Below are 20,464 nucleotides of genomic sequence, written 5' to 3' on the forward strand. Positions count from 1 at the left end.
GCGCAAACGGATGCCTGCTCCACTTGGCGGCATGTACTCATGGCAGCGGCTGGTCACACGCGACCACATCGACTTCGGTCGAGTGTGGTCGTCGTCCTGTTGAGCTGACCCCCTGCCTCCTGCCCGCCGCCCCGTCCGGCCGGGCCGTTTCGCGGTTCTGATCACCTCTCCCTGATCCGCCGCGCCTTCACACACCCTCCGCGCCTCCCTCGGCGCACCCTCCCCTCGCTCTTCCCGTTCCTTCGGCCTGCTCGAAGAAGGGCGCAGCCCATGCGCTTTGGCGTCATGACATTGATCGACAACGTCCCGGACGCGGTGTCCGGACGGCTCCTCACACCCCGCCAACGACTCCAGGAGGTCATCGAACTCGCCGTACTAGCCGAGGAGTTGGGCTACGACGCGTTCGGCGTCGGGGAACGGCACGGCCCGCCGTTCCTCTCCAGCTCCCCGTCCGCGGTCCTGGGCGCGATCGCCGCCCGCACCCACCGCATCCGGCTCTTCACCACCGTCACCGTCCTGTCCACCCTGGACCCGGTCCGGGTCGCCGAGGAGTACGCCACCGTCGACCAGCTCTCCGGCGGCCGCCTGGAGCTGATGACCGGCAAGGGCAACGCCCCCGAGCCCTGGCAGCTGTTCGGCCGCGACCCGGCGGACCAGTACGACCTCCAGGAGGAGAACTACGAGCTGCTGCGCCGGCTGTGGAGCGAGGAGAAGGTGACCTGGTCGGGCCGGTTCCGTCCACCCCTTGAGAACGCCACCACGCTCCCCCGGCCGTACCGGCGGCCGCCCACCATCTGGCACGGCAGCGCCACCAGCGAGCGCTCCGCCGACCTCGCCGCCCTGTGGGGCGACCCGCTGTTCACCGCCAACGTCATCCAGCCGGTCGCCGACTACGCCCGGCTGATCGACCACTACCGGCAACGCTGGGCGGAGTACGGGCACGACCCGTCGGCCGCGCTGGTCGGCGCGGGCGGCACGCTCTACGTCGCCCCCGACGACCACACCGCGCGCCGCGAGTTCGCGCCGTACTACGAAGCGGCGGTCGCGGCCCGGAACGTGCCCGGCAACAACACCCCGTTCCGCGACTACCCCGACGCCGCCGCCCACGGGCCGCTGCTGGCCGGCTCGCCGGACCGGGTCATCGACAAGATCCTCCAGCAGCACGCGGCGTACGGGCACGCGGTGCAGTTCTTCGGCGTGGAGAGCGCCGGACTGCCGTTCGCGCGCAAGGCCGAGGTGCTGCGGCTGGCCGCCGAACAGGTGCTGCCGGTGCTCCGCAAGGAGGCGCCCGACCCGCTCCCGTGGGACCGCGCATGACCGGCCCGGCACCACGCCTCGTCGACCTGACGGTGCGTCACACCACGGTCACCGACCCGCTGGCCCGCCCGCTGCTCGCCGAGCTGACGCACGAATACAGCACCCGTTACGAGAAACCGGTCGATCTGGACCGGGAGTATCCGCCCGAGGAGTTCGCCGCGCCCGGCGGCGCGTTCCTGCTGCTCCTGGAGGGCGGCCGGCCGGTGGCCGGCGGCGCGTACCGGCGGTACGACGCCACCACCGCCGAACTCAAGCGCATCTGGACCGACTCGGCGCACCGCCGCCGGGGACTGGCCCGGCAGGTGCTGCGCGTACTGGAGGCCGACGCGGCGAGCCGCGGGTACGTCCGGCTGTACCTGACCACCGGGCCCCGGCAGCCGGAGGCCAAGGGCCTGTACCTGGCGGCCGGTTACCGCCCGCTCTTCGACCTGACGGCCGACCCGGAGACGATCGGCCCGCTGCCGTTCGAGAAGGACCTGCCGGCCGCCCACCACCTGGAGAACCCGACCCCATGAACCCCCGCAGAGTCCGCGCCGCCACCACCCTGCTCGCCACCGCCGCCCTCGCCCTGACCGCCTGCGCCGCCCCGGACGGCGGCGGAACGAAGGCGTCGGCGGGCGGCTCGCAGGCGAAGATCCCCACCACCGATGTCACCGCGGACGTACGAAAGGACCCGGCCGCCGCGAAGCTGCTGCCCGCGGCGGTGCGCAAGCGCGGCGCGCTCACCATCGCCACCAGCGTCGGCACGCCGCCCGGCGCGGCCTACCTGCCGGACGGGAAGACCGTGGCCGGCCAGGACATCGACTTCGCCGACGCCGCGGCGAAGGTCCTCGGGCTGCGCCTCAAGCGCGAGGTGGCGAGCTTTGAAGCGATCCTGCCCGCGCTCGGGAGCGGCAAGTACGACCTGGGAACGGGCAATTTCGGCGTCACGAAGGAGCGCCGGCAGACGGTCGACTTCGTCACGTACATCAACGACGGCCAGGGTTTCGCGGTCCGCGACGACAGCCCGCTGAAGAAGGTCACCGACCTGACCCAGCTGTGCGGCCGGACGGTGGCGACCTCGGCGGGCACGACCTTCGAGGCGACGCTGGAGGCGAACCGCCCGAAGTGCGCACGGGCGGGCAAGAAGCCGTACGAGGTCAAGACCTATGCCGAGCAGGGCGCGCTGTGGATCTCCCTGCAGCAGGGCCGCAGCGATGTCGTCATGAGCACCATCAACGGGCTGCGCTACGCGGTGCGGCAGCAGAAGGGGCTGCGCTTCCTCAACGAGTACCAGCGGCTCGACGTGGGTTTCGCCTTCAAGAAGGGCAGCGCCCTCACGCCTGCTTTCCGGGCCGCGGTGAACCGGCTGCAGAAGGACGGCACGTACGACCGCATCCTGAAGAAATGGGGCACGAGCAGTTCGGCGATCGGCGCCTCCCGGATCAACCCGCCGGCGAAGGGATGACGCACGCCGACTGACCGGTCAACACGCATATGCCCTGGTCCCCTCCTTACGGACCCATTCTTTCCGGTATCTTCCACTCTGTCCTGCCGGAGGGGGCCAAGGGAGCACGCACACCGGGTGACACCCTTCGCACAGTCAGTTCGCGGTCGTCGCCTTGAAGCTGACGCTGTGCCATCCTCATTGCACCAGATGTGTCACGAACCCCCCATGCGGCGGCTATCCACTTGGCACATCATCCGCGTCATGGCCGACCATAGAGGGGCGGACAGCACACCGCGGGAGAGAGGAGGCGTCCATGGGATCGGTGCGCAAGGCGAGTGCGTGGCTTGGCCTCGTCGACGACAACGATGACGAGCGTTACTACGACGACGACTACGCCGAGGGGTCCGAGGCCGAACAGACGGGCGGCAACTCCTGGGTGACCGACCCCCGCGTGCGGGTGGCCGACCAGACCGCGCAGCAGCAGGGCACCCGGATCGCCACGATCACGCCGGACGGCTTCCGGGACGCCCGCGGGATCGGCGAGCTCTTCCGTTCCGGTGTGCCGGTGATCGTGAACCTCACGGCCATGGAGTCCACCGACGCCAAGCGCGTCGTCGACTTCGCCGCGGGGCTGACCTTCGGGCTGCGCGGCTCCATCGAGCGCGTGGCGACCCGGGTCTTCCTCCTCACGCCGCCCGACTACCGGATCGTCAGCGGCGGCGAGGCCGCGGGCCGCGGCCGCCAGGGCGGATTCTTCAACCAGAGTTAGGAGCTTTCTTGCGGACCGGCCGGTGCCGGTCCGCAGGAAAGCGCCGGCCCGTCACCGGAAGGCGTCGAGCCCCGTGAGCGCCTTGCCCAGCACCAGCTGGTGCATTTCCACGGTGCCCTCGTAGGTGAGCACCGATTCCAGATTCGTCGCGTGCCGCATGACGGGGTACTCCAGCGAGATCCCGTTCGCGCCCAGGATCGTGCGCGACGTACGGCAGATCTCGATCGCCTCCCGCACGTTGTTGAGCTTGCCGAAGCTGACCTGCTCGGGGCGGAGCCTCCCCGCGTCCAGCCGGCGCCCGAGGTGGTGCGCGAGCAGGACGCCCTTGTGCAGCTCGACCGCCATGTCGGCGAGCTTGGCCTGGGTGAGCTGGAAGCCGCCGATCGGCTTGCCGAACTGCTCGCGGGTCTTCGCGTACTCCAGCGCCGCCTCGAAGCTGGCGCGGGCCGCGCCCATCGCGCCCCAGACGATGCCGTACCGGGCGTGGCTGAGGCAGCTGAGCGGCCCGCGCAGCCCGGTGACCTCGGGGAGTACGGCGTCGGCGGGCAGCCGTACGTCGTCCAGGACCAGCTCGCTGGTGACCGAGGCGCGCAGCGACCACTTGTGCTTGATCTCGGGTGCGGAGAAGCCGGGGGTGTCGGTGGGCACGACGAAGCCGCGGACGCCGTCGTCGGTGCGGGCCCAGACCACCGCGACGCCGGCCACCGAGCCGTTGGTGATCCACATCTTGCGGCCGTTGAGCACCCAGTCCGAGCCGTCGCGCTTGGCGTACGTGCGCATCCCGGCCGGGTCGGAGCCGTGATCGGGCTCGGTCAGGCCGAAGCAGCCGATGACCTCGCCCGCGGCCATCCTCGGCAGCCACTGCTGCTTCTGCTCCTCGGAGCCGAACTTCCAGATCGCGTACATGGCGAGCGAGCCCTGCACGGAGACCAGCGAGCGGATGCCGGAGTCGGCGGCCTCCAGCTCCAGACAGGCCAGGCCGTACTGGACGGCGGAGGCGCCTGCACAGCCGTAGCCGGTGAGCGACATGCCGAGCGCGCCGATGGAGCCGAGCTCGCGGGCCAGCTCGCGGATGCCGGGCAGCTCGCCGTCCTCGTACCACTGGGCGACGTGCGGCAGCACGCGGTCCTCGGACCACTGCCGGACGGTGGCGCGGACGGCCTTGTCCTCGTCGGAGAGCAGGTCGTCGATGCCCAGCGGGTCGGCCGGGTCGAAGGGCGGCAGGGTGGATGCGGACATGACGAGGTGCCTCCTGCGGCTGCGCGAAAACTAGCAGTGGTAGTTATTGCTCACGGCAGACGGTACGACGCGCGCGGGCGCGCCACAAGAGGGCCCGCGACGGGGCCCGCAACAAGAAGGAGAGCGGCGCTCAGCGACCGGAGGCGGCGGGCGCCGGCTCGGCGTCGTGGCCCGGGCCCGGCGCCTCCCCGTCGGTGCGTTCCGCCGCGTCGGCCACCCGCCGCGGCAGCCGCAGCGCGATCGCCGCGCCGACCAGCAGCAGCACCGCGCTGGCGACGAGCGTGACGTGCAGGCCGTGCACGAAGGAGGCGCGGGCCGCCTCGCGCAGCGCGTGCCGCGCGTGCCGGCCCAGGCCGCCGGCCACCTGGTACGCCTCGCCGAGCGAGTGCCCGGCGGCGTGGCTCGCGCGGTGCGGCACACCGGCGACGCGGTGCAGGCCCGGCGCGTAGACGGCGTTCATGACGCTGCCGAGCACGGCCACGCCGATGCCCGCGCCGAGCTGGTAGGAGGTCTCGCCGATGGCCGCCGCGCCCCCGGACGCCTCGGCGGGCGCCTCGCTGAGCATCGATTCGTACGCGCCGAAGAGCGTGGACTGGAAGCCGAAGCCGAGCAGGACGAAGCCGGCGGACAGCTGCACGAGGTGGTCCTGGGTACCCATCGTGGTCAGGCACAGCACCGCGACGGCGGTGAGCACGAAGCCCCCCGAGACCATCACGCGCGGGCCGAGCACCTGCAGCATCCGCGAGCCGGTGAGCCCGGCCGCCATCGCGGCGAAGACCAGCGGCAGCATCCGCAGCCCGGTCTCCAGCGGGCTCATGCCGAGCACGAGCTGCAAGTACTGCACGGCTATGAGCTGCAGTCCGACCAGCGCCAGCATCGCCAGCACGATGCAGCCGACGGACGTGCCGAAGGCCGGGCGGGCGAAGAGCCGCATGTCGATCAGCGGGTGCTCACGGCGCCGCTGCCGGTGCACGAAGAAGGCCAGCAGCAGCGCTCCGACCAGCATCGGACACAGCGTCGTCCAGCCCAGGACGTGCGCGCCGCTGCCGATCCGCTTCACGCCCAGTACCAGCCCGAGCACGCCGAGCGCCGCGACGACCGCGCCGAGCACGTCCCAGGGGCCGTTCCGCTCGCCCCGGGACTCCGGCAGCAGCCAGCGGCCGACCAGCAGCATGACGGCCATCATCGGGATGTTGATGAGGAAGACCGAGCCCCACCAGAAGTTCTCCACGAGGAAGCCGCCGAGCACCGGGCCGACGGCCGCGCCGACGGCGGCGACCGCGCTCCACACGCCGATGGCCACGGCCCGCTCCCGCCGGTCGGGGAAGACCTGGCGCAGGATCGACAGCGTCGCGGGCATGATCATCGCGCCGCCGACGCCCAGCAGGGCCCGGGCCACGATGAGGATCTGCGGGTTGGGCGCCAGCGCGGCGCCGGCCGAGGCGATCGCGAAGAGTCCGTAACCGAAGAGCAGTATCCGGCGTCTGCCGACCCGGTCGCCCAGCGTCCCGAACAGGATCAGCAGGGACGCCGCGATGAGCGGGTAGACGTCGACCACCCAGAGCAGTTCGACCGGGCCCGGTCGCAGGTCTTCGGTGACGGCCGGCACGGCGACGTAGAGGATCGTCGTGTCGAGGGCGACGAACAGCAGGCTGACGCAGAGCACGATCAGCACGGTCCAGCGGTTCGCGCCGCCGCCGCGATGCCGGGTGATACCAGTCGCCCGCTTCTTGACGGACGCGGTTGTCCCGGACATGTACGCACCTCCTGTCGAGCACTCGCAGCCGCGCAGAGGGCACGACGAACACCCCGGGGGACCGGCGGCACGGGCGAGTTGTGACGAAAGCCTACGCGAGTCGCCGGGCAGGACACATGGCTCACCTCACGATGAGATGCTCATCGCAAGGGCCGGTGGTTCTCATACCCACTGGACAGGGCACTCGCTACCCTTCGCCGCCGACTCCTTCGGGGGACCTCCGCACCCCCTCCGTGAGGTGCCGGCGCGACCCCCGTGCCCGCCCCGATCCCGCCATCGTGCCACCGCGGTCCCCGACCACCTGGATAATCGGATCGATGACCGATCTCGCTTTCTCCGCCACCGCGGGTCCGGCTGCGGCAGGCAGAGGTGCCGGGGCCGCGCTGCGCCGTGCCGTGCCCGCCCTGGCGGCGTACGCGGCGATCCGCCTGCTGGGCCTCGCGGTCCTCGCCGCCTGGTCGGCGGCGTCCGGCAAGGACTGGCAGACCCTCCTCTCGGCCCGCTGGGACTCGCTCTGGTACGCCCGCGTCGCCGAGCACGGCTACGGCTACGCCGTCCAGCTGCCCGGCGGCGAGGTGCACTCCAATCTCGCCTTCTTCCCGCTGCTGCCCTGGCTGGAGCGGGGCCTCTCGGCGCTGCTGCCGCTGTCGGCGGCCGGCGCCGGGCTGCTGGTGAGCGCGGCCGCCTCGGTGGCTGCCGCCTGGGCGCTGTACGCGACGGGCGAGCGGCTGCACGGCCCGCGGGCCGGGGTGACGCTGGCCGCGCTGTGGGCGGCGGTCCCGATAGGCATCGTGCAGTCGATGGCGTACTCGGAGGCGCTCTTCACCGCGCTCGCGGCCTGGGCGCTGTACGCGGTACTGACCGGCCGGTGGCTGTGGGCCGGCGCGCTGACGTCGCTGGCCGGGCTGACCCGGCCGGTGGGCGCCGCGGTCGTCGCGGCCGTATGGGCAGCGGCAGCGCTGCACCTGTGGCGCGAGCGGTCGCGCGAGGGCCGGGTCATCTGGCGGCGGCACGGCCGGCTGCTCGCCGGGGCGGTGCTCGCCCCGCTCGGCTGGTGCGGCTTCTTCCTGTGGGTGGGCGCCCGCGAGGGCGGCCTCACCGGCTACCTCGACGTCCAGGCCGGCTGGGACAACGGCTTCGACGGCGGCCTCGCCTTCGCCGCCTTCACCTGGCACCTGCTGACGGGGCCCGCCTTCCCGGCTGGGCTCGCGCTGGTGGCCGGGGTCGCGGCGGTCATCTGGCTGTATGTGCTCGGCGTGCGGCAGGGGCGGCCGGTGCCACTGCTGGTCTACGGCGGCCTGGTACTGGCGCTGGCGCTGACCGCCAAGGGCTACTTCGGGTCCAAGCCGCGGCTGATGCTGCCGGCGTACCCGCTGCTGCTGCCGCCGGCCGTCGCGCTGGCCCGGTGGCGCCCCCGGTACGCCGCGGCGGTCCTGGGCGTCCTCGCGGTGGGCTCGGCGGTGTACGGCGCGTTCTGGCTGAACGGCTCGGGCCCGCCGTGACCGCGGCGGCCCGGCGAACGCGCCGTGACGTCCCGGGAAATGCGCGATAAACACGGCCGGGGAAAATGCATTCAGCCCGTTGAGCGGGCAGCCGCACGGATGCCCCGGGGGCGAAAGAGCGATTTACTGAATTCTCTTGGCAGGGCCCTGGCGAATGGCTTGTTTGAGACGCATTCCACATCACATCGTCATTACAAAGCGGACGGTTTGACCAAGCGCCTACATCACACGCGGTAACGTCGATTGAGTGCGTACCGATGAGAAGCCCGACCAGAGGGAAGGGCACCCGAGCGAGCGCGCCCGGCCGTATATGACGCGAACACGCCACTGGCTGTTCGGCGGCACCGTGGCGGTCTATGCGGCGATCGTGCTCGGCGTGCTGACGACTTCCTGGCTGGTCACCCTCGACTGGCAGGTCATGCTGTTCAGGCCGTACAAGCAATGGCCGGACATCCACGCCTTCCTCGACTACTTCGTGGTGCTGGGCCAGCGCGGCCCCACCGCGGTCGCGGTGGCCGCATGGCTGATCTGGCGCTGCTGGCGGCAGAAGAACCTCCACCCGATGCTGGTGCTGGGCGTCGCCCTGCTGATGCTCAACGTCACCGTGGGTGCCGCGAAGATCGGCATGGGCCGGCTCGGGCCGCACTACGCGACCACCATCGGGGCCAACGAGATGTGGCTCGGCGGCGATATATTTCCGTCGGGGCACACCTCGAACGCCGTGGTCACCTGGGGTGTCCTGGCGTATCTGGCGACCACCCCGCTGCGCCGCAGGATCCTTTCGGTCTTCGCCGCGCTCGGCGCCCTCGGCGTCGGCATGACCACCGTCTACCTCGGCACCCACTGGGTCAGCGACGTGCTGCTGGGCTGGGCCGCCGGCCTCCTGGTGCTGCTCGCGCTCCCCTGGTGCGAGCCGGGCATGGCCTGGGCCGAGGCCCGTCTGATGGCGGTTCTCTGGCGGCTGCGGGACCGGCTGGGCGGCGTGGCACGGCCCCTCCCGGTACCGGCGAGCCCGGCGGGCGTCACCGCCGGCGTCTCCCGCCAGCGGGCGGTCGCCGAGGACGGTGTCCTGGTCCGCGAGCCGGCGGTGGCCGGCGGCGGACGCCAGGGCCGGTCCCCGGAGGCCTGGCCGCACCACCCCTCGCGCCCGCACACGACCCGCTCGGAGCGCACCCCGGTCACCCCCTCGGGCAGCCGAAGACCGCCGCACGCGGACCGTGCCCCGCGCACCGCACCGGTCACCACGACCGTCCGCGGCCGCTCGCAGGGCAGCTGACACGGCAGACGTGCGGGACGGTACGCACACCCCCGCACACCACGGCCCCGGCGGCTCCGTTCAGGAGCCGGCCGGGGCCGTCGTCGTACGGGGACGCGCGGGCCGCTCAGCCCTTCCAGGACTTGCTCACCGTGCCGTCCTGCACCTCGAAGTTCAGCCGGCCCGCCAGGTACTCCATGGTGATGATCGCGCCGGGCGGCAGCGACCTGACGGTGCTCCAGCCGCGCGCGCGGGCCTGTTCCTCGGCCTGCTGCCGCTCCAGACCGACATAGGTCTCGAGGTCGTCGTCCGGGTCTTTCGGAAGGTTCGGTACTGGCGCCATGGCGCCACCGTATGCCTCCCCCGCGGCACACGGAAGGGCCTTCCTGACACGCCGGAGTGTTCCCGGGGTCCGGCATTGGTCACACTTCTGTCACAGCCCGTCGGGACCGGTTTACCGCCACTTCCGTCACCCGAACGACCCGCCCCGGTATCACTTCGGCAACGGAAAAATCCGGCCCGATTTCCCGCCGATCGGTTTCCGCGAACTCACCCGCACAACTCCTGTGGTGCTCCGGAAATCAATCATCCGACGGCCTCGGATTCCCCTTACCCGATACGCGATATCGGGCGTCCCGTAATCCGCCGACGACGCACACTCCGCTCACATTTCCCGCACATCACGCGGGGGCCGGGACAGGCCGACGCCCCCTCGCGCGAAGGCCGTTGGGGCGCGCATCATGGGGCGAGCTCCAGTACGTCCCGCCGTCATGGCGAGCCCGAGAGATGCCCTGGTACGTCCTGATCGACGAACGAGGTGGCGCGGATGGGAACAGTGGCACAGGAGGCGGGCGCCGGGCCGGTCGCGGCCCGCCGCCCCGGCAAGGTCCTGGTGGACTGGCTGACGACGACGGACCACAAGAAGATCGGCCATCTCTACCTGATCACGTCGTTCGGCTTCTTCCTCTTCGGCGGGGTGCTGGCGCTGCTGATGCGCGCCGAGCTGGCCCGGCCCGGGATGCAGCTGCTCACGAACGAGGAGTTCAACCAGGCGTTCACCCTGCACGGCACGATCATGCTGCTGCTGTTCGCCACCCCGGCCTTCGCGGGCTTCGCCAACGAGATCATGCCGCTGCAGATCGGCGCGCCCGACGTGGCGTTCCCCCGGCTGAACATGCTCTCGTACTGGTTCTTCCTCTTCGGCGGCCTGATCGTGGTGGGCTCGCTGCTCACCCCGACCGGCGGCGCGGCCTTCGGCTGGACCGCGTACGCGCCGCTGAACTCCATGGTCCGCTCCCCCGGCATCGGGCACGACCTGTGGATCATGGGTCTGGCGCTGTCCGGCTTCGGCACGATCCTGGGCGCGGTGAACTTCCTGACCACGATCATCGGGATGCGGGCGCCGGGCATGACGATGTTCCGGATGCCGATCTTCACCTGGAACGTGCTCTTCACCTCGATCCTCGTCCTGGTCGCCTTCCCCGTGCTCGCCGCTTCGCTGCTGGTGCTGGAGGCGGACCGGCGGTTCGGCTCGGTGGTCTTCGAGGCGCAGTGGGGCGGACCGCTGCTGTGGCAGCACCTCTTCTGGTTCTTCGGCCATCCCGAGGTCTACATCATCGCGCTGCCGTTCTTCGGCATCGTCACCGAGATCATCCCGGTCTTCTCGCGGAAGCCGATCTTCGGGTACATGATGCTGATCGCCGCGACCATGGTGATCACCGCGCTGTCCCTGATGGTCTGGGCGCACCACATGTTCGCCACCGGGGCCGTGCTGCTGCCGTTCTTCTCGTTCATGTCCTTCCTGATCGCGGTGCCGACGGGCGTGAAGTTCTTCAACTGGATCGGCACGATGTGGCACGGCTCGCTGTCCTTCGAGACGCCGATGCTGTGGTCGGTCGGCTTCCTGGTGAGCTTCCTGTTCGGCGGCCTGACCGGGGTGATCCTGGCGTCGCCGCCGCTGGACTTCCACGTCACCGACAGCTACTTCGTGGTGGCCCACTTCCACTACGTCGTCTTCGGCACGGTGGTCTTCGCGACGTTCGCGGGCTTCTACTTCTGGTGGCCCAAGTTCACGGGAAGGCTGCTCGACGAGCGGCTGGGGAAGATCCACTTCTGGACGCTGTTCGTCGGCTTCCACACCACCTTCCTCGTCCAGCACTGGCTGGGCGTGGCGGGGATGCCGCGCCGGTACGCCGACTACCTCGCGGCCGACGGCTTCACCGCCCTCAACACCGTCTCCTCGATCGGCGCCTTCCTGCTGGGCATCTCCACCCTGCCGTTCCTCTACAACGTCTGGAGGACGGCCAAGTACGCGCCGAAGGTGGGCGTGGACGACCCGTGGGGCTACGGCCGCTCCCTGGAGTGGGCCACCTCCTCGCCCCCGCCGCGGCACAACTTCCTCACCCTGCCCCGAATCCGCTCCGAGTCCCCGGCCTTCGACCTGCACCACCCGGCGACAGCGCGCAGCGAACTGACGGAGGAGGACGCGCGGTTCAGGCCGACGCCCGGGACAACCGGTCCCTGATCTCCCGTATGTACGTAAGGAGTTCGAGCGGCTCGCGGACCTCGAAGTCGAAGCCGGTCATCATCAGCAGCACGACCAGCGCGTCCGGGTTCGCCGCGCCGGTCCGCAGCAGGCAAGTGCGGTCGTCCACCGCCTCCAGGGTCCCGGCCATGGGCGAGATGCGCTGCGCGGCCTCCGCCAGCGGCACGTGCAGCAGGACGGTCGCGGACACCGCGTACACGGCTCTGGAGACGCCGTCGGAGACGTAGGCCGCCAGGTCCTCGGCGGGCGGCGTGCGGGGCGCCACGCGCGGCCCGTGCGGCGGTGTGGGAGTGATCCGGTCGGCGCGGAAGGTGCGCCAGTCCGCGCGCCCGGTGTCCCAGGCGACGAGGTACCAGCGGCGCTGGGCGCTGACCAGGCGGTGCGGTTCGACGGTGCGGCGGCTGACCGTGCCGTCGTGCGTGGCGTACTCGAAGCGCAGCTGCTGACTGTCCCGGCAGGCGGCGGCCAGTTCGGTGAGCACGGCGGCGTCCACGCGGGGCCCCGCGCCGCTCACCAGGGGGACGGTGAAGTCGTTCAGGGTGCTGACGCGGCGCCGCAGCCGGGCCGGGAGCACCTGCTCCAGCTTGGCCAGCGCGCGCACGGAGGTCTCCTCGATGCCCGCGACGCCGCCGGCCGCCGCGGTGCGCAGCCCGATCGCGACCGCCACGGCCTCCTCGTCGTCCAGCAGCAGCGGCGGGAGCTCGGCGCCCGCACCCAGTTGATAGCCCCCGGCGGTGCCGGGGGCCGAGTGCACGGGATAGCCGAGCTCCCGCAGCCGTTCGATGTCACGCCGTACGGTGCGCGGCGTCACGCCCAGCCGGCCGGCCAGGTCGGCGCCGGACCATTCACGGTGGGCCTGCAGCAGTGAGAGCAGGCGGAGCAGGCGTGCCGAGGTCTCCAACATGCGCCAGAGTCTGGCACCCGTTGCGGACAGCCATGGTCCGGAACGGCGGCTCCGCCCGCGCCGCCGTTAAAGAGGATTCGCGCCGCTACCAGCGGTACCAGCGCGCCCGGCCGCCTCCTGTGCCGGTGCTGCGGAACAGGAAGCCCAGCAGCCATACGACGAGCACCGCCACCGCGATCCACCACAGCGCCTTGAGCGCGAAGCCGGCACCGAAGAGGATCAGCGCGAGCAACAGGACCAACAGGACAGGAACCATAATCTGCACCTCCGCAATCCGGGTGCCCCTTTTGTCGCGGGTCAATCCGGGGTGTGGGAGGCAGGAGGACGCGGCGCGTCCCCCGGTGGCTCAGGACGGGTCCTGCGGCCCCACCACCTTGACCGACAGGTCGTTGTCGACCGTGAAGTACGGGCCGACGCGGACCTGCGCGCCGGGCGCGCCGATCGGCATCGCCGGGTAGGTGAAGATCTGCTTCTTCTCCGGTACGTCGTCCAGGATGCGGGAGATCCGCACCGGCTCGGCGACCTCGCCGGTCCGCACCCACAGGTCCCACCGCTCGGTGCCCGCCCGCCACTGCTCGGCCAGCGGGCCGTGCGGCAGGACGAAGGCGAAGTCCGGCCCGTCGCCCCGCAGCGGGATCGTGACCGTGTGCCCGTCCTCCCGGGCGCGCGCCTCGGCGGCCGCGCCGGGCTCCAGCGCGGCGCCGTAGAGCCGCCCCTGGACGGTGATGCCGTCGGGCGCCACGATGATCTCGCCGGACTCCGCGTGCGGGCCGCGCAGCCAGCTGCGCAGGGCGAGATTGCCGTACTTGGTCGCGTACGGGATCCGGACGCCGAGCCGGCCGATGGCGGCCAGCGGGCGCCGGTCGACCAGCGACCGCATGTCGTTGATGCCGGGCAGCAGGCGCTGCGGATCACCGGCGTCGCCGAGGTCGGCGTAGACGTTCCAGCGGCCCTCGGGCAGCGCGACCGTACTGGGCAGCACGGCCCGCAGCCGGCCCGCGCCGTTCGGCCCGAGCGGCAGCCGGATCTCGTCGGCCGGGGTCTCGCCGCCGCGCAGCCGGAGCACCAGTGCGGCGCTCCAGACCGTGCCGGTCTCCTCGCCGGCCACCTCGGGAACGGCGATGTCGAAGGTCAGGCCGCCCGCGGAGTCCGCGATGCAGTCGGCGTGCAGGGCGGTACGCGCCGGCTGCCGGGTGCTGGACCCGGTGCCGGCGGCGGGCAGTTGCGTCGACGCGCTCATGCCGTCCGCACTCCTCTCAGTGCGGCGTGCGCCGCGTCCTTGGTGGCGTAGGCGCCGCTCAACAGAGCTCCTCTGGTGCGGTGGACGGTGGCGCGCAGCGCGCCCCGCCCGCCGCCGGTGGTCAGGTCGCCGAAGAGCGATTCGTACCGTCCCGCGATCCGTCCGGGATCGAAGCGGGCGGAGGCCACCAGGGCGGCCCGACCCATGCGCCGCCGGCGCTCGTCGTCGTTGATCAGCTCCAGCAGCGCGGCAGCGACGGCGTCCTTCTTGCCGACCGGGACCAGTCGGCCGTCCACGCCGTCGTCGATGATCTCGCCGGGACCGTGCGGGCAGTCGGTGGAGACCACCGGCAGTCCGCACCGCATCGCCTCCACAATCGTCATCCCGAAGGACTCCAGGCTGGAAGTGACGGCCGCGATGGAGCCCTTCGCCCACTCCGGGTCCAGCGGGTTCGCCGGGCCCATCAGATAGACGTGGTTGTACAGCCCCAGCTCGTCGATCAGGGCGCGCAGGGACGCTTTCTCGACACCGCCGCCGTAGATCCGCAGCCGCCAGTCCGGGCGCTGCTCGACGACCGTGGCGAAGGCCCGGATCAGCAGGTCGTACCGTTTCCCCTTGGCCAGCCGACCGGCCGCGACGACCCATTTGCCGGTGCCGTCGGCGGGCCGGATGCCGGGCTCGGGCACGCTGTTGGGCACCGCTTCGATGCGTACGCCGGGCAGCCGCAGCCGCTTGCGGTAGGACCGGGCGTCCGCCTCGGTCACCGTGGTCAGCGCGTCCAGCCGCGGGTAGACCCCGCGCAGCTGCCGGACGAGCGCCCTGCCGTGCGTATCGAGGGTGAGGTGCTCCTGCCCGACGCGTGCCACGCCGCGCCGGGCCTGCCGGGCGAGGTGGACGTTCAGCCCGGGCCGGGTCCCCACCACGACATCGGCCTCCAGGGACCGCAGGTGGGCGGCGATCCGCCGGTCGGTCAGCTCGCTGTACTGCCGGAAGCGGCCCTCGGCCGACGGGAAGACCCGGGCCTCGCGCAGGAAGGCGGGGTCCTCCCCGTCGTAGTCGGGGCTGTCCTTGCGAAGGTCCACCAGATGCCGCAGCCTGACCCGCGCACCGGGCTCGAAGACCGGCACGTCACGATGGCGGAAGACAGACACGATCTCGACGTCGTGCTGCTCCGACAGCGTACGGGCGAGGTTGTACGTCGTCCGGATCGTGCCGCCGATGCCGTATGCGTTGTGAATCAGGAATGAGATGTGCATCCGTCCCCGTATCCCATGGTTTTCGCGCGAACGTGGTCTGCCGTCCGCCTACCAAACGGTTAGACCGAGGTTGGAGGTTTCGGGTTGGGTCCTTTCGCCATTTTGTTCCGGAAACGTGAGCGTATTGGTAGCCACGATCGGGAACCCCGGGGCGATGTTCCGCATCAGGGAGTGAAGAGGGGGCCCGCCGCGGGGCCCTGACCGCCCGTCGCGGGTACCCCGGCCCGCAGCCCGTAACGCTGGGCGCAAGCCGGCCAGGCGCCCCAGCCCTGCTCGTCCAGCACCCGCTCGGCGACCTTGATCTGCTCCTCGCGGGTGGCCAGGTCCGGCCGCGGCGCGAAGGCCAGGCCGCCGGCCGCCTCCCACGTCGACTGCGTGAACTGCAGCCCGCCGTACATGCCGTTGCCGGTACGGGCGTGCCAGTCGCCGCCGCTCTCGCACTGGGCCAGGCAGCCCCACGGCCAGTCGTCGTGGGAGCAGTTCGCCGCGCCGAGGACGCTCCGCGTCACCGTGCCCAGCGCTCCCGTCAGCCCGCCGGCGGCCCGGGGCTCCGGAGCGCCGTCGGCGGCCGCGCCGACCCCCGCGCTCCCCGCCAGCAGGGCCGCCAGTACCGCGAGCGTGAGGGCCGGCCTGCGGGCGGCATGGACAACGGTGCGCGCGTGGCGCTCCGTACGGGGCGGCCGCGGACGGGCCGCCGCACCAAGGCGCGGGAAGAAATCCGACAGTTCGAGCACCGCCGCAGGCTAGCGGCGGCCCGCCGGACCGGCCGCGCGGCACGCGCCCGAAGGCCCGTGCCCCACCCGGTCGGGTGACCGGGTGGGGCACGCCGCCACTGCCGCGCCGTGGGACCGGGGGACGCGCGGCCGGTGGTGGCCGGGAGGGTCGGACGGTGGTGGCCGGGAGGGTCAGACCGAGAGGTGCTGGCCGGGCCGGATCATGTGCGGGTCGCCGCCGATGACGGACTTGTTGGCGGCGTACAGGGCCCGCCAGGACACGCCCCGGGCCGAGGCGATGGAGCCGAGCGTGTCGCCGCTGCGGACCGTGTACGTGCCGTCCTGGCCGCCCCGGGAGCGGCCGCGGTCGGCGTGGCTGCCGCGCACCGCGCGGTTCTCGCTCTTCCGGGACGCCGAGACCTCGCCGTCGCCGACCGCCGGCGCGCCGCCCGCGGCGTTCGCCCGGACCGAGCAGACCGGCCAGGCGCCCCACCCCTGGGACTGCTGCACCTTGGTCGCGACCGCGATCTGTGCGTCGCGTCCCGCCTGGTGGGCGCTCGGCGCGTACTTGTGGCCGCCGAACGCCCGCCAGGTGGAGGCGGTGAACTGCAGTCCGCCGTAGAAGCCGTTGCCGGTGCTGATGTGCCAGTTCCCACCGCTTTCGCAGGCCGCGATGCGGTCCCAGACCCCGCCGTCCGCGGCGCGCGCCTCGGAGGCGGTGGCGGCCAGCAGTGCGAGCGGTGCGACCAGCACCGCCCCGGCGAGGGCAGCGGTTTCACGACGTATGAAGCCCTTCGGAAAAGGCATGGATTTCCTCTCGGAAAACCCGGGACTCCCCCGGGCGGCGCGCCGCCGGGCGTGTGTCACGCCCGTCCGCCGCTCCGCCCCGCCCGCCGCGGGGTCCTGCGCCACGCCGCTCCGCGCGTCTCGTGAGGCGCGGCGCTGCGCTGGGTACGTACTGCGGTACTGCCGTGCTGCCGGTTACGGACGGCGGGCGTCCCCGGGCGGTGCTCGGTGCACACGGCCGCTGAATGTAGGAACCCCGGGGGCCCGGCATCAACCAATCCACTGTCGCGCCAGGCCAGTCGTGCGTTACTAAAGGTACCGACGAGTTCCGGTCACCCCCTTCATTCCCTGATATCGGCATTTGTCGGCCCGATGATCTCCCGGCCTGTGAGCCACCTCACCAGAATCCGAAACGTGGCTCGCACACGCGGTGGCGGGGAGTGACGACTTCCGGGGCGGCGTTCACCGTGTGCGCCGATCGGTTCGATTCCGTTCACGCCCGCGCGTGACTCCTGCCACAGATCGCCCGTTGTCTTTTTACACGCCGGGATCCGCCCGGCAGCCTGCACACAGATCGAGGAGTCAGCCGTGCCCCGCATGCTCGACGTCAGTGACGACGTTCGCGCCGAGATCGGCGACGAGGAGGCCGACCGCCTGCTGGCCGGCGACAACGCCCCCGGCGCTTACGACTGCACCTCCTGCCGCACCCCGGGCGACAGCGAACAGGAGCGCACCAGCACCGTCCTGTTCATCGGCGAGGAGACCGCCGTCCTGGCGTTCGCCCACGCCACGTGCATCCCCTCCCAGGTGGTCGCGGTGGCCGAGGAGCAGCTCAAGGGCGCCGTCCGCTCCATCACCGGCGAGGCGCCCGCCGAGGCCCCGGCGGCGCCGCCCGCGCCGCGCTCCGCCGGCGGGCCGACGCCGGCCCCGCGTCAGGCGACCCTCGGCGTGACCTGCGGCCTGGTCCTGGTCGAGGGCGACCTGCGGCCCGCGCTGGTGGTGGAGCCGAACGGCCCGATCGCGCGCCCCGGCTCGGCCGGCCTCGACGACGACTTCCTGCCGCTGCTGCGGGAGCAGGGCTTCCACCCGGTCGAGGACATGGCCGTACTGCCGGCGGGCGGGACGGGCTGGTCCGTGCTGCTCGCCATGGGCCAGCTGCACGCCGTGCTCCAGGACAGCGGCGAGGCCGGCGGGCAGAACGCCTGGTGGAAGGCGCACCAGCCGCTCCCGGTCTCCGACGGCTGGCGCGCGGCGGTCAACAAGTCCCGGACGGTGGTGGTGTACGCGGCGCCGCACGGCTCGATCGGCCAGCAGCCGCGCGAGGACCTGATGCGCGAGGCGCTGGAGAAGGCCGCGGCGCGGGGACAGCTGGTCGCCATGGCCATGCCGCTGGCCGGCACCTGAGCCGCCGTCCGGCGGGCCCACGGGCGGCCGTTCCCCACGGAGGGGGCGGCCGCCCGTCCGCGTACGGATGTCCGAGGCGTCACGCGCACGCGGCGCGGGTCCTGCGACTGCGGGCCTCCGGGCCCTACAGAAGTTCGTGTATGCCCCGCGATCAGCCGATTCGCCACCAAAGGCCGCATCCCGCGGGGCTCCGGGTCGTTGGCACAGACGTGCACCCATACGACCCGTCCCCCCGCGCCCCGTTCCACTCCATCCCCGGCATGCGCCCGTCGTACGAGCCCGCCGCGCACCACCCGGAGCGTGGTTCGGCCACGCCGATCTACGACGCGCTCTACGCCGAGTACCGCCGCTCCTTCCGGGCCCTGCCCGGGGACCGTACGGGCGAGGACGAGCTGAGTCCGGAGGTGCTGCGGCGGATCTGGCGGCGCACCACGCCCGCGGCGGCCGGCCGCCGCGAGGTGCCGCTGCCCCCGCAGCACTCCCGGGGCCACGCCCCGGCCGCGCTGCCCCCGGCGCCCCGCGACAACCGCCCGTACCGCCACTGAGTACGCGAACCGAGCACGCGAAAGGGCCCGCCCGCACCGCTTCCGGCGCGAGCGGGCCCGTCCCGCTGCTGCTGAGAGCCCGTGTCCGAGCAGGCTCTTGCTTCTGCTGCTTCTCTGCTTCCGCTACTTCTTCCGGCCGCGCTTCTCGCGCACCCGCACCGAGATGTGGATCGGGGTCCCGTCGAAGCCGAACTCCTCGCGCAGCCGGCGCTCGATGAAGCGGCGGTAGCCGGCCTCCAGGAAGCCGGAAGCGAAGAGCACGAAGCGGGGCGGCTTGGTGCCGGCCTGCGTGCCGAAGAGGATGCGCGGCTGCTTGCCGCCGCGTACCGGGTGCGGGTGCGAGGCGACGATCTCGCCGAGGAAGGCGTTCAGGCGGCCGGTCGGCACCCGGGTCTCCCAGCCGGCGAGCGCGGTCTCGATGGCCGGCACGAGCTTCTCCATGTGCCGTCCGGTACGCGCCGAGACGTTGACCCGCATCGCCCACGGGATCTGCACGAGGTCGCGCTCGATCTCCCGCTCCAGGTAGAAGCGGCGCTCCTCGTCGAGGTTGTCCCACTTGTTGTACGCGATGACCAGCGCGCGGCCCGCCTCAACGGCCATGGTGATGATCCGCTGGTCCTGCACGCTGATCGACTCGCTCGCGTCGATCAGGACGACCGCGACCTCCGCCTTCTCCACGGCGGCCGCCGTGCGCAGCGAGGCGTAGTAGTCGGCGCCCTCCTGGAGGTGGACGCGCTTGCGGATCCCCGCGGTGTCCACGAACTTCCAGGTCTTGCCGCCCAGCTCGATCAGCTCGTCGACCGGGTCGCGGGTGGTGCCGGCCATCTCGTTGACGACCACCCGCTCCTCGCCGGCGACCTTGTTCAGCAGGGAGGACTTGCCGACATTCGGGCGGCCGATGAGCGCGATGCGGCGCGGGCCGCCGAGAGCCGTGCCGAAGGTCTGCTGCGGCGCCTCGGGCAGCGCGTCCAGCGCGGCGTCCAGCAGGTCGCCCGTGCCGCGGCCGTGCAGGGCCGAGACCGGGTACGGCTCGCCGAGGCCGAGCGACCACAGCATGGCCGCGTCCGCCTCGCCCGACGCGCCGTCGACCTTGTTGGCACACAGCACGACCGGCTTGCCGGCCCGGCGCAGCAGCTTCACCACGGCCTCGTCGGTGTCGGTCGCGCCGACCTTGGCGTCCACGACGAAGACCACCGCGTCGGCGGCCTCGATCGCGAACTCCGCCTGCGCGGCGACGGACGCGTCGATGCCGAGCACGTCCTGCTCCCAGCCGCCGGTGTCGACGACCTTGAAGCGGCGGCCGTTCCAGTCCGCCTCGTAGGTCACACGGTCACGGGTGACGCCGGGCTTGTCCTCGACGACGGCCTCGCGGCGGCCGATGAAGCGGTTCACGAGAGTCGACTTGCCGACATTCGGGCGGCCGACGACGGCGAGGACGGGCAGCGGGCCGTGGCCGGCCGCCGCGATGTCGCCCTCGACCTCGGCCGGGTCGAAGCCCTCCTGCGCGGCGAGCTCCATGAACTCCGCGTACTCCGCGTCGCCGAGCTCACCGTGCTCGTCGCCGCTGTGGATCTGGTCGTTCATGAAGTCCGTTCCTCGTTCTGCGTGGTCGGTGGGCCGCCGTCCCGGCGCCCACTGCTCAAAGTGTCAGGGGGTCCGTGCGGATTCCCCCGGCGAAGCGGGGGGGGGGGGGGGGGGGGGGGGGGGGGGGGGGGGGGGGGGTTTGGGGGGGGGGGGGGGGGGGGGGGGGGGGGGGGGGGGGGTCCCGAGCCCGCCGCAGCGATCAGCCGAGCCCGGCGCGTGC

The 20,464-nt window shown here is 72.2% G+C and carries 19 protein-coding genes; 9 read left to right on the forward strand and 10 right to left on the reverse strand.

All coding sequences use genetic code 11. The features are described from left to right. Window positions 1–270 precede the first annotated feature (270 nt). From ACZ4MH_RS13370 to ACZ4MH_RS13385, 4 genes are all read left to right on the forward strand, one after another. A complete protein-coding gene (locus ACZ4MH_RS13370) occupies window positions 271–1,317 on the forward strand; it encodes an LLM class flavin-dependent oxidoreductase (RefSeq protein WP_351594537.1) in 1,047 nt (348 codons plus the stop codon). Then, complete coding sequence (locus tag ACZ4MH_RS13375) at window positions 1,314–1,832, forward strand: GNAT family N-acetyltransferase (RefSeq protein ID WP_351594540.1); 519 nt, start codon at window positions 1,314–1,316, stop codon at window positions 1,830–1,832. The genes ACZ4MH_RS13370 and ACZ4MH_RS13375 overlap by 4 nt, the downstream gene beginning before the upstream one ends. Further along, window positions 1,829–2,764 (forward strand): ABC transporter substrate-binding protein, encoded by a 936-nt coding sequence (locus tag ACZ4MH_RS13380; protein ID WP_351594543.1) that lies wholly within the window; start codon window positions 1,829–1,831, stop codon window positions 2,762–2,764. The genes ACZ4MH_RS13375 and ACZ4MH_RS13380 overlap by 4 nt, the downstream gene beginning before the upstream one ends. Before the next feature lie 295 nt (window positions 2,765–3,059). After that, window positions 3,060–3,515: a cell division protein SepF gene (locus ACZ4MH_RS13385; protein ID WP_351594545.1), complete on the forward strand. Its 456-nt coding sequence runs from the start codon at window positions 3,060–3,062 to the stop codon at window positions 3,513–3,515. Window positions 3,516–3,566: 51 nt separating this feature from the next. Here ACZ4MH_RS13385 and ACZ4MH_RS13390 read toward each other — a convergent pair whose 3' ends face one another. Next, complete coding sequence (locus ACZ4MH_RS13390; RefSeq protein WP_351594548.1) at window positions 3,567–4,754, reverse strand: acyl-CoA dehydrogenase family protein; 1,188 nt, start codon at window positions 4,752–4,754, stop codon at window positions 3,567–3,569. Window positions 4,755–4,884: 130 nt separating this feature from the next. Beyond that, complete coding sequence (locus ACZ4MH_RS13395; RefSeq protein ID WP_351594551.1) at window positions 4,885–6,510, reverse strand: MFS transporter; 1,626 nt, start codon at window positions 6,508–6,510, stop codon at window positions 4,885–4,887. Between the two features lie 317 nt (window positions 6,511–6,827). On the opposite strand from ACZ4MH_RS13395, the gene ACZ4MH_RS13400 reads away from it, so the two are divergent. Continuing rightward, entirely contained in the window at window positions 6,828–8,012 is a 1,185-nt protein-coding gene (locus ACZ4MH_RS13400; RefSeq protein WP_351594554.1) for a glycosyltransferase family 39 protein, read from the forward strand. Window positions 8,013–8,259: 247 nt separating this feature from the next. Then, a complete protein-coding gene (locus ACZ4MH_RS13405; RefSeq protein WP_351594556.1) occupies window positions 8,260–9,288 on the forward strand; it encodes a phosphatase PAP2 family protein in 1,029 nt (342 codons plus the stop codon). A gap of 106 nt (window positions 9,289–9,394) precedes the next feature. Here ACZ4MH_RS13405 and ACZ4MH_RS13410 read toward each other — a convergent pair whose 3' ends face one another. Further along, entirely contained in the window at window positions 9,395–9,610 is a 216-nt protein-coding gene (locus ACZ4MH_RS13410; RefSeq protein WP_351594559.1) for an I78 family peptidase inhibitor, read from the reverse strand. A 483-nt stretch (window positions 9,611–10,093) separates the two neighbouring features. On the opposite strand from ACZ4MH_RS13410, the gene ctaD reads away from it, so the two are divergent. After that, complete coding sequence (ctaD, locus tag ACZ4MH_RS13415; protein WP_351594562.1) at window positions 10,094–11,791, forward strand: aa3-type cytochrome oxidase subunit I; 1,698 nt, start codon at window positions 10,094–10,096, stop codon at window positions 11,789–11,791. On the opposite strand, the gene ACZ4MH_RS13420 is transcribed toward ctaD, so the two are convergent. From ACZ4MH_RS13420 to ACZ4MH_RS13445, 6 genes are all read right to left on the reverse strand, one after another. Continuing rightward, window positions 11,760–12,716: a helix-turn-helix transcriptional regulator gene (locus ACZ4MH_RS13420; protein ID WP_351594565.1), complete on the reverse strand. Its 957-nt coding sequence runs from the start codon at window positions 12,714–12,716 to the stop codon at window positions 11,760–11,762. The two genes, ctaD and ACZ4MH_RS13420, sit on opposite strands and share 32 nt — an antisense overlap. Window positions 12,717–12,801: 85 nt before the next feature. Beyond that, on the reverse strand, window positions 12,802–12,972 hold the full coding sequence (locus tag ACZ4MH_RS13425) for a hypothetical protein (RefSeq protein ID WP_030624574.1): 171 nt from the start codon (window positions 12,970–12,972) through the stop codon (window positions 12,802–12,804). Window positions 12,973–13,062: 90 nt separating this feature from the next. Then, window positions 13,063–13,956: a hypothetical protein gene (locus ACZ4MH_RS13430; protein ID WP_351594568.1), complete on the reverse strand. Its 894-nt coding sequence runs from the start codon at window positions 13,954–13,956 to the stop codon at window positions 13,063–13,065. Continuing rightward, on the reverse strand, window positions 13,953–15,212 hold the full coding sequence (locus ACZ4MH_RS13435; RefSeq protein ID WP_351594571.1) for a glycosyltransferase family 4 protein: 1,260 nt from the start codon (window positions 15,210–15,212) through the stop codon (window positions 13,953–13,955). Before ACZ4MH_RS13435 ends, ACZ4MH_RS13430 begins: the two co-directional genes overlap by 4 nt. Before the next feature lie 164 nt (window positions 15,213–15,376). Next, window positions 15,377–15,946, reverse strand: coding sequence for a transglycosylase family protein (locus tag ACZ4MH_RS13440; RefSeq protein WP_351594573.1), 570 nt, complete (start codon window positions 15,944–15,946; stop codon window positions 15,377–15,379). A gap of 171 nt (window positions 15,947–16,117) precedes the next feature. Continuing rightward, window positions 16,118–16,732, reverse strand: coding sequence for a LysM peptidoglycan-binding domain-containing protein (locus ACZ4MH_RS13445; RefSeq protein ID WP_351602254.1), 615 nt, complete (start codon window positions 16,730–16,732; stop codon window positions 16,118–16,120). A gap of 567 nt (window positions 16,733–17,299) precedes the next feature. Here ACZ4MH_RS13445 and ACZ4MH_RS13450 point away from each other — a divergent pair. Continuing rightward, a complete protein-coding gene (locus ACZ4MH_RS13450; protein WP_467754497.1) occupies window positions 17,300–18,115 on the forward strand; it encodes a hypothetical protein in 816 nt (271 codons plus the stop codon). Between the two features lie 260 nt (window positions 18,116–18,375). After that, the gene (locus ACZ4MH_RS13455; protein WP_351600893.1) at window positions 18,376–18,660 is read left to right on the forward strand and encodes a hypothetical protein; all 285 of its coding nucleotides are present in this window, start codon (window positions 18,376–18,378) and stop codon (window positions 18,658–18,660) included. Window positions 18,661–18,783: 123 nt separating this feature from the next. On the opposite strand, the gene der is transcribed toward ACZ4MH_RS13455, so the two are convergent. Continuing rightward, entirely contained in the window at window positions 18,784–20,244 is a 1,461-nt protein-coding gene (gene der, locus ACZ4MH_RS13460) for a ribosome biogenesis GTPase Der (RefSeq protein ID WP_351600890.1), read from the reverse strand. Window positions 20,245–20,464: the final 220 nt, after the last annotated feature.

This window comes from Streptomyces sp. NPDC026301, from assembly GCF_055567935.1.

Excerpts from the sequence above, each read along its gene's own strand:
- ACZ4MH_RS13390 (WP_351594548.1), bottom strand. The coding sequence starts at position 4,754 with ATGTCCGCATCCACCCTGCCGCCCTTCGACCCGGCCGACCCGCTGGGC.
- ACZ4MH_RS13435 (WP_351594571.1), bottom strand. The coding sequence starts at position 15,212 with ATGCACATCTCATTCCTGATTCACAACGCATACGGCATCGGCGGCACG.
- ACZ4MH_RS13375 (WP_351594540.1), top strand. The coding sequence starts at position 1,314 with ATGACCGGCCCGGCACCACGCCTCGTCGACCTGACGGTGCGTCACACC.
- ctaD (WP_351594562.1), top strand. The coding sequence starts at position 10,094 with ATGGGAACAGTGGCACAGGAGGCGGGCGCCGGGCCGGTCGCGGCCCGC.
- ACZ4MH_RS13395 (WP_351594551.1), bottom strand. The coding sequence starts at position 6,510 with ATGTCCGGGACAACCGCGTCCGTCAAGAAGCGGGCGACTGGTATCACC.
- ACZ4MH_RS13410 (WP_351594559.1), bottom strand. The coding sequence starts at position 9,610 with ATGGCGCCAGTACCGAACCTTCCGAAAGACCCGGACGACGACCTCGAG.
- ACZ4MH_RS13425 (WP_030624574.1), bottom strand. The coding sequence starts at position 12,972 with ATGGTTCCTGTCCTGTTGGTCCTGTTGCTCGCGCTGATCCTCTTCGGT.
- ACZ4MH_RS13380 (WP_351594543.1), top strand. The coding sequence starts at position 1,829 with ATGAACCCCCGCAGAGTCCGCGCCGCCACCACCCTGCTCGCCACCGCC.
- ACZ4MH_RS13430 (WP_351594568.1), bottom strand. The coding sequence starts at position 13,956 with ATGAGCGCGTCGACGCAACTGCCCGCCGCCGGCACCGGGTCCAGCACC.
- ACZ4MH_RS13420 (WP_351594565.1), bottom strand. The coding sequence starts at position 12,716 with ATGTTGGAGACCTCGGCACGCCTGCTCCGCCTGCTCTCACTGCTGCAG.
- der (WP_351600890.1), bottom strand. The coding sequence starts at position 20,244 with ATGAACGACCAGATCCACAGCGGCGACGAGCACGGTGAGCTCGGCGAC.
- ACZ4MH_RS13370 (WP_351594537.1), top strand. The coding sequence starts at position 271 with ATGCGCTTTGGCGTCATGACATTGATCGACAACGTCCCGGACGCGGTG.
- ACZ4MH_RS13385 (WP_351594545.1), top strand. The coding sequence starts at position 3,060 with ATGGGATCGGTGCGCAAGGCGAGTGCGTGGCTTGGCCTCGTCGACGAC.
- ACZ4MH_RS13455 (WP_351600893.1), top strand. The coding sequence starts at position 18,376 with ATGCGCCCGTCGTACGAGCCCGCCGCGCACCACCCGGAGCGTGGTTCG.
- ACZ4MH_RS13445 (WP_351602254.1), bottom strand. The coding sequence starts at position 16,732 with ATGCCTTTTCCGAAGGGCTTCATACGTCGTGAAACCGCTGCCCTCGCC.
- ACZ4MH_RS13400 (WP_351594554.1), top strand. The coding sequence starts at position 6,828 with ATGACCGATCTCGCTTTCTCCGCCACCGCGGGTCCGGCTGCGGCAGGC.